Genomic DNA, 18,975 nt, shown 5'->3' on the forward strand with positions numbered 1-18,975 from the left:
GGGTGTCGACAAATCCCCAGAGTTACTGCTGACCTGAGGAGTTTCCGCCGAGATCTCCGATCCATCCGCTCACGGTGTCGATGATGTCCCCGAGTTGCTGCCAGTAGCTCTTGCCGGTGCCGATCCACTCCTGGAGCGGGCTCAGCTCCCAGATCAGCCAGCTCGCCACGAACAGGATGACGATCGTGAACAGACAGCCCTTGAGGCAGCCCAGACCCGGGATCTTCATCGGGTTGGCGCTGCGCTGCCGCGGCTGCCGGGGCTCGCGCGCGGGGCGCTCGGGCTGCGGCGGGGGCGCGTACCGCTGCGGCTGGGGCTGCGGCGGGGCGTACTGCTGGGGCTGGGGCTGCTGCTGACGGCCGTAGCCGCCCTGCGGCGGACGCTGCGGGGGCCGCTGCTGGCGCTGCGGCGGCTGCTGCTGTTGGGGCCTTGCGACCTGCCGCTGGGGGCGGCGGCGCAGCGGGTCCTCGCTCGGGTCGAGGTACTGCACCTGCGTCTGTTCGTTGCGGTCCCGGGCCGCGCGCAGCTGGTTCTGCCAGGGGTGCGGATCCTCGGGCCCACCGGACTGCTGTCCATGGCCCTGCTGACCATGTCCTTGCTGTCCATGGCCCTGCTGCCCGTACTGCCCCGGCTGTCCGGGCGGCACCGGCGGCATGACCGCGGTCGGGTCGGCCGCGCCACGGTTCGTCGGGAGTACGGCGGTGGGGTCGGCGGCACCGACCGGGTTCCCGGCGCCGGTGTGCGGCAGGAAGCTGGTCGCGGCGTTGGGGTCGACGGCACCCGCGCGGTGCGGCAGCACCTGCGTCGGGTCGGCGGCGCCGGGCGTGTCCGGGACGGCGGCCGGGTCGGGGTCGGGCAGCAGCAGGGCGCCGACGTTCTCCGCCGCGGCGATCTGCGCGGAGTTCGCGTGCACACCGATGCCCTCGGCGACCACACGCAGCCCGCGCGCGAGGTTCTCGGCGCTGGGACGGCGGTCCGGGTTCTTGCTCAGACAGCGCTCTATGACGGTCCACAGCGGGTCGGGGACCGTGGAGGGGCGGCGCGGTTCGGCGCTCAGGTGCTGGTGCAGGACCTCCAGGGCGGATCCGCCGGCGAACGGCGGACGGCCGGTGACCAGTTCGTACAGCAGGATCCCGGCGCCGTAGATGTCGACCGCGGAGGTCTGCGGGCGGCCCTCGGCGGACTCGGGAGCGACGTACGCGGGCGTGCCGACGAACTCCTGGGTCCGGGTCAGTCCCGGGGAGTCCGCGAGGCGCGCGATGCCGAAGTCGGTCAGCAGGGGGTGCATCTGGCCGCCGTACTGCCGCAGCAGCACGTTGGCCGGCTTGAGGTCGCGGTGGACCACGCCGTCGGCATGGCTCGCGGCGAGCGCGTCGGCGATCTGGGCGGTGAGCAGGGCGGCGCCGACCGGGCTGAAGGGGCCGTTCTCGCGCAGGTAGCGGTGCAGGTCGGGGCCCTCGACGAGGTCCATGACCAGGGCGAGCAGATCGCCCTCGACGACCAGGTCGCGCACCCGCACGATGTTCGGGTGGGTCAGCCTGAGCAGGACGGAGCGCTCGCGCAGGAACCGCATCACGATGTCCGGGTCGCTCGCGAGCTCCTCCTTGAGGACCTTGATCGCGACGGTCTCGCCCGGCTGTCCGGCCACGGCCGCCTCGGCGCCCGCGGTCTCCCGCTGGCGTGCTCGCCAGACGGTCCCCGTGGCACCGCGTCCGAGCGGCTCCTCGAGGAAGTACTTGCTGCCAACCGGCCGCACGTCATGCACTCCCTGCTGCTTGCTGTCGTTCCGACCCACTTCCGACCCACTGTAGTGCCGCTCCTCCTGGCACTGCGTAAGCGTTGCCAAGCACGTTCGAAACAAAGACGCTCCGGCCGGGGCTCCCGGTTGCCGGACGTTGACGTGACCGATCTCAAGTGATCGCCCGCGCTGCACTGGTCAGGCACTTTTGGGGGCAGAGCTGACCAATCAAGATCACTTGCCCTCGGGCGGCGGGCGTGTTGTCAGTGGCAGGTGCGAGGATGCGTGCAGTACTGGCCGATGGTGCTCGTGCGGGGTGGGGATGTCCGCGTCCGAGCAGAAGGGACCGCTGACGGCGATGCAGATCCGGCTGACCGTCGTAGACCCGCTGGGCCCGCCCGACCGGGCCCGCGGCCGCGCCGCGAGCTGCGACGTGCTGGTCACCGCTCCCGTCGGCACCGCACTGGCCGCGGTGGCCGGCGCCCTCGCCTCCGCGGTCCCCGGGGAGGCGGGCGCCTCCCGCGCGGGCGAGGCCGAGCGCGGCGGCGGCACCGTCGTGCTGTACGCGGACGGCGAGCGGCTGGACGCCCAGCGCGCCACCCTCGGCGAGCCCCCGCTGATCGACGGAGCGGTGCTCTCCCTGGGCGCCCCGGCGGCCCCCGAGCCCCACCCCGAGCTCGACGAGGCCCCCACCCAGCTCCATGTGGTCGCCGGCCCCGACGCGGGCGGTGTCCACCTGCTGCACGGCGGCCAGATCCACATCGGCCGCTCCGCCGACGCCGACGTCCCGCTCGACGACCCGGACGTCTCCCGTCTCCACTGCGCGATCACCGTCGCCGCCGACGGCCACGTCTCGGTGGCCGACCTCGGCTCCACGAACGGCACGATCCTGGACGGCGCCCGCGTGGGTGCCCGCCCGGTGCGGTTCCTCCCGGGGGCACTCCTGAGGATCGGCGAGTCGGTGCTCCGCCTGTCCCCGAGCGGCGGCGGGCGTCTGGAGACGGAGCCGGACGGGGAAGGGCACGTGCGGGTCGCGCCCGGCGAGAGCGCGTCCGGGGACGGTGGCAGCGGGCGCGGTACCGCGGGGCCGGCCGAGGGTGCCGACGGATCGGGGGCGGGCCGGGGAGCGGACCGTTCCCGGGGCGGCGGACGGGACTTCGGGACGCCTCGCGGTGCGGCTCCTGCGGCCGGGCACCTGCCGGGGCAGGGGCATGGAGCACCCGACAGCGCCGCGGAAGTGGGCGAGGCCGCCGCCACGACGGGGTACGGGGCCGGACCGGGGCGTGGCGCAGCGGGGAGCACTGCGGGAGCGGGCGAGGCCGCGTACCGGTCGGGTGCGGGGCGGGGTCGGCGGGTTTCGGGGCGGGCCGGAGCAAACGGGGCCGGAGCGAGCGGGGCCGGTGCGGGGGCGTCGGTCTCGGGCGGTGGCGTCGAAGGCTCGGCACACGCGCGTGGGGGGCGGGACAGCGGCGGTGCCACGGCCCAGCCGCCGACCGACCGGACCCACCACACCTACGGTTCGGCCGACTGGGGCGCTTCCGGCGGGGACCCCGGGGTCGCGCCGGCGCAGGGCCATGGTCCCGTCGAGCCGCCGGTCGTCGTACCGGGGCAGGGCGGGGCGCCTCGGATCGAGAACCGGGGCGGCGGCCGGGCCGGCGGTTCGCTCGGCGCGGCCTCGAGCGGGGATGTCGGAGAGCGGCCTGGCGTGAGCGGGGCGGTGCCGGGTGCGCGTGCTCACGGCTCCGCGGGGGCGGCCTCCGGTGACACGGGTGAACGGCGTCTGCGCGGGCCGGAAAGCGCCGGCGGCGGGGGCGTCGGGAGCTCCTCGGGCTACGTCGGGGCCGGCAACTCCGCCGGCTCAGCCGGTTCCGTCGGCTCCGTCGGAGACACTCACGGCGGCCGGGCCGGAATCGGTTCGTTCACGGAGTCCGCGGCCGCTGCCTCGGGGCCCTCCGTACCCTCCGTGCAGCCCCCCACCGCCCAGGACACCCCCTCCACCCCCGACCCCGCCGAACCCGGCACCGGCCGCCGCAAAGGCACCCCCCTGCGCGGTACGGACGCCCCGCAGAGCGGGCGCCGGCGCGGCGGGCTCGGCAAGTGGGCGCGGCGGCTGGCCGGGGGCCGGGGCGAGCCGGAGACCGCCGAGCGGGACGAGCCGTACGCCGAGGAGCCGGCCCCCGTCGCCACCGCCCCGTCGGCCACCGCCGCCCAGGTGCCCGAGGTCTGGCCGGACCCCGCCGCGCTGCTGCTGACGGCACTGGGCCCGGGTGCCCGCCTGTGGGAGCGCGGGCCGGGGCACCCGGAGGCGCTCACCGTGCGGCTCGGCACCGCCGACCGGGCCGCGCCCGACGGGTCGGGGCTGTTGCCCGCCGTTCCGGTGACCGCGGATCTGCGCGAGGCGGGCGCACTGGGTCTCGCCGGTCCACGCGCGCGGCTGGCCGGGCTGGCCCGCGCGGTGGTGGCCCAGCTCGCCGCCCTGCACGCTCCCGAGACCCTGGAGATCGTCCTGATCAGCGCGGACCGCTCCCGGCCCGCGCAGGAGCGCACCGCCGAGTGGTCCTGGCTGGGCTGGCTCCCCCATGTCCGTCCGGGCCACGGCCAGGACTGCCGGCTCCTCCTGGCCCACGACCGCGAACAGGCCGCGGCCCGCACCGACGAACTCCTCAGGCGCCTGGACGACCACCTGGCCGACGCGGAGCTCGCCCCGCCCCGCGGCATGATCCCCGCGGCCCGCTCGACCGCCCCGGACGGGCTCCGGGGCGCCGCCCGACGGCCCTCCTGGGCCCGCGACGACGCCGAGGGCGGCGACACCGGCGGTTTTCCGGGGCCGTACACCGTGGTCGTCGTCGACGGCGATCCCGGTGGCGCGGATCTGCGCAAGGCGGTGGCACGGCTGGCGGCACAGGGCCCGCGGGCCGGTATCCACGTCGTCTGCCTCGCCGAGACGGCCCCCGCCTCCCCCGCCTCCCCGGTGACCGACACCTATGAGGCGGCCTGCGCGGCGGCCCCGACGTTCCGCGAGTGCGGCGCGGTCGGCCTGCTCAGCGGGGACGTGGCGACGGCCCTGCGGCTGATGCGGGTGGCGCGCGCGGGGATGCCGACCGGCGCGGGCCGGCCGACGGCCCCGAGCGGAAGCGGGAGCGCTCCGACGGCCCCGGGCGCAGATTCCGAGACCTACGGCACCGCGCCGGGCGCGGAGACCACCCGCCCGGACACCACCCGCCCGGCGCCCCGGCACCCCGGCGCCGACACCACTCGCACCGTGCCCCGGCCCACCGTGGCCTCCGCGGGACACGGCACCGCCACGCGCCCCGACCCCGACACCCTCCACCTCACCCCCGCCCCGACCCCCGTGGGCCACGGCACGGTCGCCGCCGTGGACGCCGTCTCCGCCGCCTGGGCCGAGCGGTTCGCGCGGGCGCTGGCGCCGCTGCGCACGGACGGGACCGCCGGTGCGGGCCACGCGCGCGTGTCCTCCCCGCTGCCCCAGTCGGCGCGGCTGCTGGACGAGCTGGGGCTGGCCCGGGCCACCCCGCCGTCGCTGATGACGCGCTGGGCGGACGCGGCCGACGACCCGGAGTCGCTCGGCGGCCGGGCCTGGGCGGTGCTCGGGGCCGGCCCGCGCGGCCCGGTCTGCGCCGACCTCGTGGCCGAGGGCCCGCACCTGCTGATCGAGGGACCCGCGGGCAGCGGCCGTACGGAGCTGCTCCGGGCCGTCGTCGCCTCGCTGGCCGCGGCCGAGCGCCCCGACCGGCTCAGCGTCGTCCTGATGGACGGCCGGGACAGCGTGGGCGCCGGCGGCGGCCACGGCGAGGGGCTGCGCGTGTGCACGGACGTGCCCCATGTGACCACCCACCTCACCGCCAACGACCCGGTCCGCATGCGGGAGTTCGCCCAGTCCCTGAGCGCCGAGCTGAAGCGGCGCGCGGAGCTGCTCGGCCGCTCCGACTTCGCCGAGTGGCACACCGGACGCGAGCTGTCCGGCCGTATGGTCGCCCAGCGCACGGCGACGACCCGCGGCCCGGCCGCCGCGAAGGGCACTTCCACCACGGGCGTCCAGAACACCGCGGGCCCTCACGGCACCGCGGGCACCAACGGCATCCCCGCCGCGGCGGCCGCCGACCCGGCCGCAGCCGACCTCGACTCCCCGCCCAGCGCCACGATCCGGCTGCGCCCCGGCGCGGCCCGGCGCCAGGCGGAGGCCGTGCCGCCGCTCCCCCGCCTGGTCGTGGTCGTGGACGATCTGGACGCCCTGGTCTCCCCGCCCCTCGGCTCCCCCGGCCGGCCCGCCGCCGGATCGGTCATACGCGCGCTGGAGGCGGTGGCCCGCGAGGGCGAGCGGCTGGGTGTGCACCTCGTGGCCGCGAGCGGCCCGGGGGGCCGTACGGCGGAGTCGGAACCGGCCCGCCGGGCCACCCTCCGCGTCACCCTGGACGCCCCGGCCACCGGGCCGGAGGAACCGGCCCCCGGCCGTGGCCGGCTGACCTGGTCCGACGGCCGGGTGACCGCCTTCCAGGCGGGCCGGGTCACGGGCCGCATCCCCCGCACGGCGACCCTCCGCCCCACGGTCGTGCCCCTGGAGTGGGAGCGCATGGGCGATCCCCCGACCCGCCGTCCGGTGCGGGAGCTGGGGAACGGCCCGACAGATCTTGCTCTGCTCGCCAGCGCATTGGAACGGGCAGCGAGGGAAGTCGCAGCAGCAGAGGTGCCGTCACTGCTTTAGCCGAACCAGGCTGGCCCTCTTCGACGTGTGCCCGCACGCAGCCGTACTGGTCACGAGGCCGCAACGATCTCCCGCTTGACAGCCGACGCGCCCTTGCCGACCCAGTTCTCCCGGCGTAGACCAGTTCGCACGGGACACCCTCAACGTTCGACGAGGAACGAGGAACGGGGACGTGATGCGCAGCACGAGCAGCACAAACCGAAAGCCCAGGGCAGCGAAGACCGCGGCCGCCGCCCTCGCGGCCGCCCTCGCCCTCTCGCTCAGCGCCTGCGGCGGGGACGACGACAAGAGCAGTGACAGCGGTCCGACCGGCGGCACGGCGACCGGCACCGGTGTCACCCTCCCCAAGCTGAACGGCAGCAGCCTCCAGGTGGCCGCCGTATGGAGCGGCGAGGAGCAGGCCAACTTCAAGAAGGTCCTCACGGAGTTCGAGAAGCGCACCGGTGCCAAGGTGACCTTCGTGCCCGCGCAGGACCCCATCGTCAACTTCCTGGGCTCGAAGATCGCGGGCGGCCAGCCGCCGGACATCGCGATGCTCCCGCAGCCCGGCGCGATCAAGCAGGCCGTCGACAAGAAGTGGGCCAAGCCGCTGGGCGCCGAGGCCAAGGCCGAGCTCGCGAAGAACTACTCGCAGGGCTGGCAGGACATCGGCAAGGTCGGCGGCACCCAGTACGGCGTCTACTACAAGGCCGCCAACAAGTCGCTGATCTGGTACAACGCCAAGGTCTTCGAGAACGCGGGCGCCACCGACCCGAAGACCTGGGACGAGCTGCTCACCACCGCGCAGACGGTGTACGACTCGGGCGTGACCCCGTTCTCCGTGGGCGGCGCCGAGGGCTGGACCCTGACCGACTGGTTCGAGAACGTCTACCTCTCGCAGGCCGGCCCGGAGAAGTACGACCAGCTGGCCAAGCACGAGATCAAGTGGACGGACCCGTCCGTGAAGGACGCGCTGACCACGCTGGGCCAGGTCTGGGGCAAGAAGGACTATGTCGCGGGCGGCGCGAAGGGTGCGCTCCAGACCGACTTCCCGGCCTCGGTGACACAGGTCTTCACCGGCGGCGACCAGCCCAAGGCGGCGATGGTCTACGAGGGCGACTTCGCGCAGGTCAACATCCAGGCGGCGAAGGCGAAGGTCGGCACCGACGCGAAGGTGTTCCCCTTCCCGAAGGTCGGCGACACGGCCCCCGTGGTCTCCGGCGGCGACGCGGCCGTGATCCTGAAGGACTCCAAGGCGGCGCAGGCTCTCGCGACCTTCCTGGCCTCCCCGGATGCGGCGACCATCCAGGCCAAGCTCGGCGGCTACCTCTCGCCGAACAAGAACGTGGACATCTCGTCGTATCCGAACCCGGTGCAGCAGAAGATCGCCAAGGCGCTGATCGAGTCGGGTGACGACTTCCGCTTCGACATGTCCGACCAGGCCCCGCAGGCCTTCGGCGGCACGCCCGGCAAGGGCGAGTGGAAGGCGCTCCAGGACTTCCTGGCCAACCCGAAGGACATCGCGGGCACCCAGGCCAAGCTGGAGGCCGACGCGGCGGCCGCCTACGGGAACTGAGGCGATGACATCGGCCACGGAGGCAGGGGTCCCACCGGCCCCTGCCTCTCCCAAGTCACGCAAGAGCGTGACCGGCACGCGCAGGACCGTGGCAGTGCTGTTCCTGCTGCCCGCCCTCGTGCTGCTGGGCGCGCTCGTGGTCTACCCGATCGGGTACTCGCTCGTCCGCAGCTTCTACGACCAGTCCGGTGACGGCTTCGCCGGGATCGACAACTACAAGGCCCTGTTCACCGACGACGGCATCCGCACGGCCCTGAAGAACAACGTCATCTGGGTGGTGTTCGCGCCGACGATCTCCACCGCGCTCGGTCTGATCTTCGCGGTGCTGACGGAGCGGATCCGCTGGGGCACGGCGTTCAAGCTGCTCGTCTTCATGCCGATGGCGATCTCGATGCTGGCGGCGGGCATCATCTTCCGCCTCGTCTACGACCAGGACCCGGACAAGGGGTTCGCGAACGCCGTGTGGGTGGGCGTGCACGACACGTTCGCGCCGTCCTCGGCGTTCCCGAAGGCCCACCCGGGCCGGAACTCCCCGCTGGTGCCCCAGGGCGGCGGCTTCGTCACCAAGGCCACGGTCCACACCGGCGGCACGGTCACGCTGCCCCTGGTGGGCGTGGCCCCGGACCAGATGCCGAGTGACGCCAAGAAGGCCGTGGCGCCCCAGGCGGACCCGGGCCGGATCACCGGCACCACCTGGCAGGACTTCACGCGCGGCAAGGGCGTCGGCAAGCTCGGCGGGGTCGACCCGAGCGAACTCGGCTACCCCGGCATGAAGATCGAGGCGGTCAAGGACGGCAAGGTCGTCGAGACGGCGAAGGCGGGCGACGACGGCACGTTCTCCTTCTCGGAGAAGGCGAACGGCGCCCAACTACGGCTTCCGGCGAGCAACTTCAAGGAGGCCTACAACGGGGTCGACTGGCTCGGCCCGTCGTTGGTGACGCCGGCGATCATCGGGTCGTACATCTGGATGTGGGCCGGTTTCGCGATGGTGCTGATCGCGGCCGGGCTCGCGGGCATCCCCCGGGAACTCCTGGAGGCGGCCCGGGTCGACGGCGCGAGCGAGTGGCAGGTCTTCCGCAGGGTCACGGTGCCGCTGCTCGCGCCGGTCCTCGCGGTGGTCACCGTGACCCTGATGATCAACGTCCTGAAGATCTTCGACCTGGTCTACATCATCGCCCCGGGCTCGTCGCAGGACGACGCGAACGTCCTCGCGCTGGAGCTGTACCGCAAGGGCTTCTCCGAGGACCAGCCGGGCATCGCGAGCGCCATCTCGGTGTTCCTGCTACTGCTCGTCATCCCGGTGATCTGGTTCAACATCCGGCGGCTCAGGCGGGAGGTACGGCGATGACGACCCAGGCCGAGAGGCTTCCCGAGACGGCGTCGGCGGGGGGCACGAAGGCGAAGCAGTCCCTCGGCTCCAGGCTGGTCGAGCGGGTCAGCGGCGGGGTGATCAGCGTCCTGCTCGTGCTGGTCGGCCTGTTCTGGCTGGTGCCGACGATCGGTCTGCTGATCTCCTCGCTGCGCAGCCCCGGGGACATGGCCACGAGCGGCTGGTGGACGGTGTTCACCAAGCCGTCCCAGCTCACCCTGGACAGCTACGACAAGCTCCTGCACAACAGCGACATCACCAACTCCATCGTCAACACCATCCTGATCACGGTCCCGGCGACGCTTCTGGTGATCGTCATCGGCGCGCTCGCGGGCTACGCGTTCGCGTGGATGGACTTCCCCGGCCGCGACTGGTGGTTCATGGCCGTGGTCGGTCTGCTGGTGGTGCCGGTGCAGGTGGCGCTGATCCCGATCGCCGAACTCTTCGGCAAGATCGGCCTGTTCGGCAACATCTTCGGCGTGGTCCTCTTCCACACGGGCTTCGGACTGCCATTCGCGGTGTTCCTGCTGCGGAACTTCTTCGCCGAGATCCCGCGCGAACTCCTGGAGGCGGCCCGGCTCGACGGGGCGGGCGAACTGCGCCTGTTCGCACGGGTGGTGCTGCCGCTCGGCGCGCCCGCGATCGCGAGCCTCGGCATCTTCCAGTTCCTGTGGGTGTGGAACGACATGCTGATCGCCCTGGTGTTCACGGACGCCGACAGCCAGCCGATCACGGTCGCCCTGCAGACCCAGGTGCGCGCCTTCGCCGCCAACGTCGACATCCTGGCGCCGGGCGCGTTCATCTCGATGGTGATTCCGCTGATCGTGTTCTTCGCGTTCCAGCGGCAGTTCGTGTCCGGCGTGATGGCGGGCGCGGTCAAGTAGCGCGCAGGACAGCCGAGTTGGGGGCGGGCCGACAACGGCCCGCCCTCTTCGCGTTCGCCCGAATGCCGTACGGACCGTAACCAAGGGCGCTCACGGTGCGTTCCCGGGCAGAACTCCCGTGCCGACCCATGGATGTGCCGTGCCCAGGTTCAGTGTCATCGTCCCCGCGTACCAGGTGCAGGCATATCTGCCCGCCTGCCTGGAGTCGGTGCTGTCGCAGTCGTACGACGATCTGGAGCTGATCGTGGTCGACGACCGGTCCCCGGACGCGTGCGGCGAGATCGCCGACGAGTTCGCGGCCCGCGACCCGCGTGTGCGGACCGTCCACCGGGCGCGCAACGAGGGCCTGGGGCCCGCCCGCAACGCGGGGATCGCCGAGGCCGCGGGCGACTACCTGGTGTTCCTCGACGGCGACGACACCCTCGCCCCGCACGCGCTGCGGTCGGTCGCCGACCGGCTGAAGGAGACGGGCGAGCCGGACGTCCTGGTCCACGGCCACGCGCTCGTCCCGTGGTCGGGTGAGATCGTCCGCGCTTCCGCCCCGGGCCTGCTCACCGAGCAGGGACCCGCCCAGTTCCGCCTGGAGGACCGGCCGGGGCTGCTGCGGATGCCCGCGGCCGCCTGGAACAAGGTGTGCCGCAGGGAGTTCGTCGAGCGCGCGGGCTTCGCCTTCCCGCCCGGTCGGCACACGGACCTGCCCTGGACCTGCCCGGCCCTGATGACGGCCGAGTCGATCACCACCCTCGACCGGGTCTGCGTCCACCACCGGCTGCGGCGCCGGAGCGTCCCCGCGGGGGCCGGCCGTACGGACTTCGACGTCTTCGACCAGTACGACAGGGTCTTCGCGTACGTCGACACGCACTCCGAACTCGCCCAGTGGCGACCGGTGTTGTTCCGCCGCATGGTGGACGACCTGTGGGCGGTGTTCACGGGGCGGGACCGCCTCTCCAGGGACGCCCGCGTCGAGTTCCTGCGGCGGGCCCGCGAGCACTACCGCGCGCACCGCATCCCGGGCCATCCGGCCCCGGTGGGCTCACGGTTGCGGCACGCCACGATCCGCCTGGGCCTGTACCGCACCCAACGGACGCTGGAACTGGCCCAGTTGCTCGGTCGGCGGATCGCCGGGCCCGCCGTCCGGGTCGCCGAGGCCCTGCACTCGGCGGCGCTCCGGCTGCACTACCGCGTCCAACTGCGCCTGCCCGTCCGCGAGGACCGCGCCGTCTTCGCCGCGTACGGGGGCCGCGGCCACGGCTGCAACCCCGGTGCGCTGGAGGAGGCGTTCCGCTCCCTCGCCCCGCACATCCGCACCGCGTGGGTCGCCGACCCCGAGCACCACCGCACGATCCCGACCGCGACCCGCCGCCTCACCCCGGACACGGCCGCCTACTGGACGGCACTCGCCCGCTCCAAGTACCTGGTGAGCAACACCGACTTCGACCGCCGCCTGGTCAAGCGCCCCGGCCAGGTCCTCGTCCAGACCCAACACGGCACGCCCCTCAAGCACATGGGCCTGGACCTCCAGGAACGCCCGGCGGCCGCAGGGGACCTGGACTTCGCCGCGATGCTCAGGGGCGCCGACCAGTGGGACTACCTGGTGTCCCCCAACCGCCACGCCACCCTCACCTGGGAGCGGGTCCTTCCCGGCGGCTACACCGTGCTTCCCTACGGCCATCCCCGCAACGACGTGTTCCAGCGGGCGACTTCGGAGGACGTACGGCGGCTGCGCGAGTCGCTCGGCGTCCCCGAGGGCACGGTCGCGATCCTGTACGCGCCGACCCACCGCGACTACCGCCGCACCCAGCGCACCACTCTCGACCTGGAGCGACTCCTGCGCCGCCTGGGCCCCCGCTTCGTCGTCCTGGCCCGCGCCCACCACCGGCACGGCGGCCCGCTCGCCCCCGCCTCGACGCCCCGCGTCATCGACGTCAGCGACCATCCGAGCGTGGAGTCCCTGTGCCTGGCCTCGGACGCCCTGGTCACCGACTACTCGTCCCTGATGTTCGACTACGCCGGCCTGGACCGCCCGATCGTGATCCACGCGGACGACCGGGAGGCGTACGAGGCGGCCCGGGGCACCTACTTCGACCTGCGGTCCTTCGCGCCGGGCGCGATCGCGCGCAGCGAGGACGAGCTGATCGACATCTTCGCCACCGGCCACTGGCGCGGCTCCCGCTCCACCCAGCTGCGCTCGGCGTTCCGCGAGCGCTTCTGCCCGTACGACGACGGCCGCGCCGCCGAACGGGTCGTACGCCATGTGGTGCTGGGCGAGCCGGAGTCGCCGTCGGTGATCCCGCCGGCGGAGCGCCACCCGGTGCCGTCGGCGGCTGCCGCGTCGGACCGCTCGCCCCAGACCACGGTGCCGCGTCCCCCGGCGGAGCCGACCGTCACCGAAACCCTCTAGGAGGGCCCATGCCGTCCAGTCCGTCCCGGCCCACGCCGAGCCGACCGACGACGTGGCGCCCGGCCGGACGGCCGGGCGCCTGAACGCTGCTTCGTGCGGGGTTACTCGATGACGAGGTCGACCTCGATGTTGCCGCGGGTGGCGTTGGAGTAGGGGCAGACCTGGTGGGCCTGCTCGACCAGCTTGCGGCCGGTCTCCGCGTCCACGGTGTCGGGGAGCTCCACGCGCAGGGCGACCTTGAGGCCGAAGCCCTCGCCCTGCTTGCCTATGCCGACCTCGGCGGTGACGGCGGCGTCGCTGACGTCCACCTTGGCCTGGCGGCCGACGAGACCGAGGGCGCTGCCGAAACAGGCGGCGTAACCGGCGGCGAACAGCTGCTCCGGGTTGGTGCCCTGACCGTTGCCGCCCAGCTCCGCCGGCGGGGCCAGCGCCACGTCGATCTTGCCGTCGTTGGTGAAGGCGCGGCCGTCACGGCCGTGGGTGGCGGTGGCGACTGCGGTGTAGAGCGCGTCCATGGAAATCCGTCCCTGGGGGGTGAGTCCTGTTCGGTGCCACAAGTAGAGCACACAATTCAGTTGTGCACAACTAAATGGCTCGCAAGAGCTATCCTGGAGCCATGGACACGTCCCCGACCACCGCCGACTGGCTCCGCCTCGACCAGCAGATCTGTTTCTCCCTGAACGCCGCCTCCCGCGCCTTCGGCGGCGTCTACCGCGTGATCCTCAAGGATCTCGGGATCACCTACCCGCAGTACCTCGTGATGCTCGTGCTCTGGGAGCACGGCGAGCTGCCCGTCAAGAAGCTCGGTGAGCACCTGCGCCTCGATTCGGGCACCCTCTCCCCGCTCCTCAAGCGACTGGAGACGGCGGGCCTGGTCCGGCGCGAGCGCAGCGCCCGCGACGAGCGCTCGGTGGAGGTGCGGCTCACCGACGAGGGCCTCGCACTGCGCGAGCGCGCCGCGCAGGTACCGCGCCGGATCGTCTCGGCGACCAGCTTCGACGTGGACGAGATCCGGGCCCTGCGGACCCGCCTCGACGAACTCACCTCCGCGCTGGACGCCGCCGTGCACGCGGAGTTGCCCGACGAGGGCTGACCCTTACCGAAAACTAGCGGCGCTGTAGGGCTTGCGCGGCATATGCCCGCCTACGATCCGCCCTGATGAGACATCCCCGTGCCACCCTGGCCGCCGCCTGGCTCGCCACCCGCGCCCTGATGGTGTGGCTGCTCACCCTGCGCGGGTGGGACGCCGTGGGACGCGAGGTGCGGCTCTACCACCACTGGTACGGCGTCCTCGCGCACGGCGCCCACCCGGTGCGCGACCCGCTGTGGCAGTACCCGCCGGGCGCGGGACCGCTGCTGCTCTCCCCCGGGCTGCTGCCGGGCCTGACGTACTTCCAGGCCTTCGTCGCCCTCACCCTCGCCGCCGACGCGCTGACCGCCCTGGCACTCGCCCGCGCGGGCACCCGCCCCGGCCGCACCCTGCTCGGCGCCGGCGTCTGGATCGGCGGCCTCCCCCTCCTCCTGCACCTCCCGCTCGCCCGCTACGACGTCCAGGTCACCGCCCTCGCGGTCCTCGCCCTGCTGGCGTCGACGCGCTCCACACGCGTGTGCGGAGCGCTCGCGGCGCTCGCCGCCCTGGTCAAGGTGTGGCCGGTCCTGCTCCTCACGGGCCTTCCGAAGGGGCGCGCGACACGATCGGCGTGGACCGCGGCCATGGTGACCGGCACGACCGTACTCGCGCTCCTCGTGACCCTCTTCGACCACCCCTTCGCGTTCCTGCGCCAACAGGACGGCCGGGGCGTGCAGACCGAGTCCCTCGGCGGCACGCTCCTCGCCCTGGCCCGGCACGCCGGCTGGCCGGGGAAGGTGCGGTACCGGTACGGCACGCCGGAGTACACGGGGCCGTACGTCTCGACGGTCGCGCACGTCTCCCTGGCCCTCACGGTCGTAGCACTGGCTCTGGTGCTGCTGTGGCGGGCCCGCGCCCGGCACTGGGGCGAGGCGACGCCGTACGACGCCGCCCTGTCCGCCGTGCTGCTGATCACCGTCACCAGCCGGGTGATCAACCCGCAGTACCTGATCTGGCTGCTGGGCCTGGCCGCCGTGTGCCTGACCTCCCGGCACACCACCCAACGCCCGGTCGCCGCGCTGGTCCTGGCGGCGACGGCGGTCAGCGCCGCGGTGTACCCGGTGCCGTACGACCAGGTCGGGGCCGCCACCTGGACGGGCTGCGCGCTGATGGTCGTACGCAACGGACTGCTGGGCGCGGCGGCGGTGCTGTCCTTCACACGCGTGTGGCGCTCGACGGCCGGGGTTCCGCCACCGCGCGTGTCAGCCGGTTCACGAGCCGTGACTCCGGTGGCCCCCTCCGGGTCCGGCCGCCTGGTTCACTGATACGCGGACACGGGTCAACCGACGAGGGGACGGCCGTACATGACCTGGCTGATCACCGGCGGCGCCGGCTACATCGGGGCGCACGTCGTGAGGGCGATGACCGAGGCGGGCGAGCAGGCGGTCGTGTACGACGACCTGTCCACCGGCATCGCCGAGCGGGTGCCTGCCGAGGTGCCGCTGGTGGTGGGCTCCACGCTGGACGCCGAGCGCATCGCGCACACCCTCGCGGACCACGAGGTCACGGGAGTGGTCCACCTGGCGGCGAAGAAGCAGGTGGGCGAGTCGGTGGACCGTCCCCTGCACTACTACCGGGAGAACGTCGAGGGACTACGCATCCTGCTGGAGGCGGTGACGACGGCCCGGGTCCCCTCCTTCGTCTTCTCGTCCTCGGCGGCGGTCTACGGCACGCCGGACGTCCCGCTGGTGACCGAGCGGACCCCGTGCGCGCCGATGTCCCCGTACGGCGAGACCAAGCTGGCCGGCGAGTGGCTGGTCCGCGCCACGGGCCGCGCGACCGGCCTGTCCACGGCGTCCCTGCGCTACTTCAACGTGGCGGGCGCGGCGGCCCCCGAGCTGGCCGACACGGGCGTCTTCAACCTGATCCCGATGGTCTTCGAGAAGCTCACGGAGAACGCCGCCCCGCGCATCTTCGGCGACGACTACGACACCCCCGACGGCACCTGCGTCCGCGACTACATCCACGTCTCGGACCTGGCCGAGGCGCATGTGGCCGCCGCCCGTGCCCTCCAGTCCTCGCCCGGCCGCGACCTCACCGTCAACATCGGCCGCGGCGAGGGCGTCTCCGTCCGCGAGATGATCGACCACATCAACGCCCTCACCGGCCACGACCGCCCCCCGACGGTCGCCCCGCGCCGCCCCGGGGACCCGGCCCGGGTCGTCGCCTCGTCCGACCTGGCGGCGACCGAACTCGGCTGGAAGGCGAAGCACGACGTCCAGGACATGATCGCTTCGGCTTGGGAGGGGTGGGTGCGGTTGCATCCGGGGGCGGGGAGGGGGTGAGGGGGCCGGGGGTGCCGGGCGGGTGAGAGGGACGGGGGTGCCAGGGCCGGCGGTGAGCGGGCGGGCGTGAGCGGGGGGGGTGAGCGCGCGGGGGTGAGCGGGCGGCTCGGACCCTGCGCTGCGAGCCGGGGCGCGTGTCGTCCGCGTATCGAAAATCGCATACGCCTGGGCAACACCCGGTCGCCTTGACTGGCCGTATGTCCTCCAGGGAACCAGTACGAGCAGCAGTCGGGAACCCGGTCGTCAGGCCGGTCAGCGCGGCCGACCATCTGGCGTTCGTGCGGGCGCAGCGGTCGGTCAGCTTTCTGCAGACGCCGGCGTGGGGCCGCGTCAAGACCGAGTGGCGCAGCGAGTCCCTGGGCTGGTTCGACGGTCGGCGCCTGGTCGGCGCGGGGCTCGTGCTGTACCGGCCGGTGCCGCGGCTGGACCGTTTCACCCTGGCGTATCTGCCCGAGGGCCCGGTCATCGACTGGAGCGGCGACATCGGCAGGTGCCTCGATCCGCTGGCGGCCCATCTCAGGACCCGCGGGGCGTTCGCGATCCGGCTCGGCCCGCCGGTGGTCACGGACACCTGGAGCGCCGCCCAGGTCAAGGAGGGCCTCGCCGATCCGGGCGTAAGGCGGCTGACCGACCTGCCTGGCCAGTGGGCCGACCCGGTCGGCGCCCGGGTGAGCAGCGGGCTCGCGGACGCGGGCTGGCTGCCGCAGAGTCCGCGGGACGGGTTCGGGGTCGGGCATCCCCAGTTCAAGTACGAGGTCCCGCTGGCCGGCAGGACCGAGGACGAGCTGCTGAGGGGCATGAACCAGCAGTGGCGCCGCAACATCAGGAAAGCCGCCAAGGAGGGCGTAGAGGTCTCGGTCGGCGCCGGCGCCAAGGACCTCAAGGCGTTTCACGACCTCTACGTCCACACCGCCCAGCGCGACCGCTTCACACCCCGGCCGCTGCGCTACTTCGAGACCATGTTCGCGGCGCTCAGTGCCGAGGCCCCCGAGCGGATCACGCTCTACCTGGCCCACCACCAGGGCGACTTGGTCGCCGCCACGGTCCTCGTCCGCGTCGGCGGGCACGCGGTGTACGCCTACGGCGCCTCCGCCACCGACAAACGCGAGGTGCGCGGCTCCAACGCCTGCCAGTGGGCGATGGTCCGCGACGCCCTCACCGCCGGCTGCGACGTCTACGACCTGCGCGGCATCACCCCCACCCTCACCGCCGACGACCCACACGTCGGCCTGGTCCGCTTCAAATCCGGCCTGGGCGGCCGGGCAGTGCGGTACGTCGGCGAGTGGGACCTGCCGCTGCGGCCGATGGTGTACCGGGGGTTCGAGCTTTATATGCGGCGGCGTGGACGTTGAAGGACGGTGCGGCGCGGGCGCTGCGTGGCGTGGGAGCGCGGACGCTGCGTGGCTGAGGACGCGGGCGCTGCCTGACGTGGGGCGCGGACGCTGCATTACGTGGCCGCGCGGACGCTGAACCGCGGGCACTGGCCCGGCTACTGGCGCGCCTGGCGTCGTCGGCACTGCCCCGCCCCGCCGACTACGCGAGCGCGCTGGCGACTTCGTCGAGGTGTGCCCCGCGGGAAGCCTTGACCAGGACCACATCGCCGGTCCTGAGGACCCCGCGCAGCCAGTCGACGGCCGCGTCGTTGCCGGCGAGGACCACCACCCGCCCTCCCGCACCGTCGGCGATCGGCCGGGCCGCCTCGCCGACGACAACCACCACGTCGGCCCGGGCGGCGGCATACGCCCCGACCGCGCGGTGCTCGGCCTCGCTGTCGTCGCCGAGTTCGAGCATCTCGCCGAGTACGGCGATGCGGCGCCCGCCCGCGACGGCTGCCAGCGCGTCCAGCGCGGCCCGGGTCGAGTCGGGGTTGGCGTTGTAGGAGTCGTTGAGCAGCGTCGCCCCGCAAGCAAGGCCCCGCCGCTCCATCCGCCACGGCGACAGCGAGGCCGTGGCCAGCGCAGCCGTGGCCCGGCCGAGGGGCACCCCGGCCGCGAGGGCCGCCGCCGCGGCCGCCGACGCGTTGAGCACCTGGTGGGCGCCGACGAGTGGCAGCGTGAGGTGGGCGGAGGCGGCGCCGGCCCGCAGGGTGCAGGACGGCCGTCCGTGCCGGTCGAGGGCTAGGTCCAGCGCCCGTACGTCGGCGTGGGCGGCCCGGCCGAAGGTCAGCACCGGACCACAGGTGAGCGCGCGCATCGCGGTCACCCGGGGATCGTCGGCGTTGAGGACGGCGGTGCCACCGGGCGTGAGCCCCTGCACCAGTTCGCCCTTGGTCCTGGCGATGGCGGCGCGCGACCCGAACTCGCCGAGGTGAGCCACTCCGACGTTCAGGACGACACCCATGTCCGGCGCGACCAGGCCGGTGAGTTCGGCGATGTCGCCGACATGGCGGGCTCCCATCTCCAGGACGAGGAACCGGGTGGCTGCCTGGGCCCGCAGCATGGTGAGCGGCACACCGAGCTCGTTGTTGAGCGAGCCGGCCGTGGCGACCGTCGGCCCTGCGGCCGACAGCACGGCCGCCAGCAGGTCCTTGGTGCCGGTCTTGCCCTGCGACCCGGTCACCCCGACGACGGTCAGCATGTCACGCAACCGGGCCACCACGTGGGCGGCGAGCGTCTGCAACGCGCTCTGTACGTCCTCGACGACGACGGTGGGCAGCGGCGTGGGCCGGGAGCCGAGCACGGCCACCGCACCGGCCCGCCCCGCCTGTTCCGCGTAATCGTGGCCGTCGGCGCGCGCACCGGCGAAAGCGACGAAGAGGCCGCCCGGCTCAGCCCGCCGGCTGTCGAGCACGGCCGGCGCGGTCACGGTCACGGAGTTGTCACCCGCGACCTTTCCACCGACGATTTCGGCGATCTCGCCGAGCCCGAGCGGGATCACGGCAATTCCCCGGA

At 73.5% G+C, this 18,975-nt stretch carries 12 protein-coding genes; 9 read left to right on the plus strand and 3 right to left on the minus strand.

Annotated features, from left to right (window positions below; translation table 11 throughout):
* Positions 1-22 precede the first annotated feature (22 nt).
* A complete protein-coding gene (locus tag AC2XR2_RS17080) occupies positions 23-1,756 on the minus strand; it encodes a serine/threonine-protein kinase (protein WP_449349570.1) in 1,734 nt (577 codons plus the stop codon).
* A gap of 340 nt (positions 1,757-2,096) precedes the next feature.
* Between AC2XR2_RS17080 and AC2XR2_RS17085 the strand changes: the two genes are divergently transcribed.
* The 5 genes from AC2XR2_RS17085 (at position 2,097) to AC2XR2_RS17105 (ending at position 12,670) form a co-directional block, all read left to right on the plus strand.
* Positions 2,097-6,461, plus strand: a complete 4,365-nt coding sequence (locus AC2XR2_RS17085) for an FHA domain-containing protein (protein ID WP_491518459.1) — start codon at positions 2,097-2,099, stop codon at positions 6,459-6,461.
* Positions 6,462-6,636: 175 nt separating this feature from the next.
* Positions 6,637-8,016, plus strand: coding sequence for an ABC transporter substrate-binding protein (locus tag AC2XR2_RS17090; RefSeq protein WP_381303542.1), 1,380 nt, complete (start codon positions 6,637-6,639; stop codon positions 8,014-8,016).
* Positions 8,017-8,020: 4 nt separating this feature from the next.
* Entirely contained in the window at positions 8,021-9,364 is a 1,344-nt protein-coding gene (locus tag AC2XR2_RS17095; RefSeq protein WP_381303541.1) for a carbohydrate ABC transporter permease, read from the plus strand.
* Entirely contained in the window at positions 9,361-10,269 is a 909-nt protein-coding gene (locus tag AC2XR2_RS17100) for a carbohydrate ABC transporter permease (RefSeq protein ID WP_123761116.1), read from the plus strand. The genes AC2XR2_RS17095 and AC2XR2_RS17100 overlap by 4 nt, the downstream gene beginning before the upstream one ends.
* A gap of 139 nt (positions 10,270-10,408) precedes the next feature.
* Positions 10,409-12,670 carry a bifunctional glycosyltransferase/CDP-glycerol:glycerophosphate glycerophosphotransferase gene (locus AC2XR2_RS17105; RefSeq protein WP_491515501.1) on the plus strand — a complete coding sequence of 754 codons (2,262 nt, stop codon included), beginning with the start codon at positions 10,409-10,411 and terminating at the stop codon, positions 12,668-12,670.
* 101 nt (positions 12,671-12,771) lie between these two features.
* Here the strand turns inward: AC2XR2_RS17105 and AC2XR2_RS17110 are convergent, their stop codons facing one another.
* Positions 12,772-13,185 carry an organic hydroperoxide resistance protein gene (locus tag AC2XR2_RS17110; RefSeq protein ID WP_123761118.1) on the minus strand — a complete coding sequence of 138 codons (414 nt, stop codon included), beginning with the start codon at positions 13,183-13,185 and terminating at the stop codon, positions 12,772-12,774.
* A 101-nt stretch (positions 13,186-13,286) separates the two neighbouring features.
* On the opposite strand from AC2XR2_RS17110, the gene AC2XR2_RS17115 reads away from it, so the two are divergent.
* From AC2XR2_RS17115 to AC2XR2_RS17130, 4 genes are all read left to right on the plus strand, one after another.
* Entirely contained in the window at positions 13,287-13,763 is a 477-nt protein-coding gene (locus tag AC2XR2_RS17115; protein WP_330266557.1) for a MarR family winged helix-turn-helix transcriptional regulator, read from the plus strand.
* A 65-nt stretch (positions 13,764-13,828) separates the two neighbouring features.
* On the plus strand, positions 13,829-15,064 hold the full coding sequence (locus AC2XR2_RS17120) for a glycosyltransferase 87 family protein (protein WP_491515502.1): 1,236 nt from the start codon (positions 13,829-13,831) through the stop codon (positions 15,062-15,064).
* Positions 15,065-15,103: 39 nt separating this feature from the next.
* A complete protein-coding gene (galE, locus tag AC2XR2_RS17125) occupies positions 15,104-16,084 on the plus strand; it encodes a UDP-glucose 4-epimerase GalE (RefSeq protein WP_449349568.1) in 981 nt (326 codons plus the stop codon).
* 197 nt (positions 16,085-16,281) lie between these two features.
* The gene (locus AC2XR2_RS17130; RefSeq protein WP_491515503.1) at positions 16,282-17,436 is read left to right on the plus strand and encodes a lipid II:glycine glycyltransferase FemX; all 1,155 of its coding nucleotides are present in this window, start codon (positions 16,282-16,284) and stop codon (positions 17,434-17,436) included.
* A 181-nt stretch (positions 17,437-17,617) separates the two neighbouring features.
* On the opposite strand, the gene AC2XR2_RS17135 is transcribed toward AC2XR2_RS17130, so the two are convergent.
* Positions 17,618-18,961 (minus strand): UDP-N-acetylmuramoyl-tripeptide--D-alanyl-D-alanine ligase, encoded by a 1,344-nt coding sequence (locus AC2XR2_RS17135; RefSeq protein WP_491515504.1) that lies wholly within the window; start codon positions 18,959-18,961, stop codon positions 17,618-17,620.
* Positions 18,962-18,975 lie beyond the last annotated feature (14 nt).

Source organism: Streptomyces sp. LS-MS-L19 (assembly GCF_058382285.1).

Coding starts and splice junctions, on each gene's coding strand:
- AC2XR2_RS17100 (WP_123761116.1), top strand. CDS start 9,361: ATGACGACCCAGGCCGAGAGGCTTCCCGAGACGGCGTCGGCGGGGGGC.
- galE (WP_449349568.1), top strand. CDS start 15,104: ATGACCTGGCTGATCACCGGCGGCGCCGGCTACATCGGGGCGCACGTC.
- AC2XR2_RS17120 (WP_491515502.1), top strand. CDS start 13,829: ATGAGACATCCCCGTGCCACCCTGGCCGCCGCCTGGCTCGCCACCCGC.
- AC2XR2_RS17130 (WP_491515503.1), top strand. CDS start 16,282: ATGTCCTCCAGGGAACCAGTACGAGCAGCAGTCGGGAACCCGGTCGTC.
- AC2XR2_RS17090 (WP_381303542.1), top strand. CDS start 6,637: ATGCGCAGCACGAGCAGCACAAACCGAAAGCCCAGGGCAGCGAAGACC.
- AC2XR2_RS17085 (WP_491518459.1), top strand. CDS start 2,097: ATGCAGATCCGGCTGACCGTCGTAGACCCGCTGGGCCCGCCCGACCGG.
- AC2XR2_RS17110 (WP_123761118.1), bottom strand. CDS start 13,185: ATGGACGCGCTCTACACCGCAGTCGCCACCGCCACCCACGGCCGTGAC.
- AC2XR2_RS17115 (WP_330266557.1), top strand. CDS start 13,287: ATGGACACGTCCCCGACCACCGCCGACTGGCTCCGCCTCGACCAGCAG.
- AC2XR2_RS17095 (WP_381303541.1), top strand. CDS start 8,021: ATGACATCGGCCACGGAGGCAGGGGTCCCACCGGCCCCTGCCTCTCCC.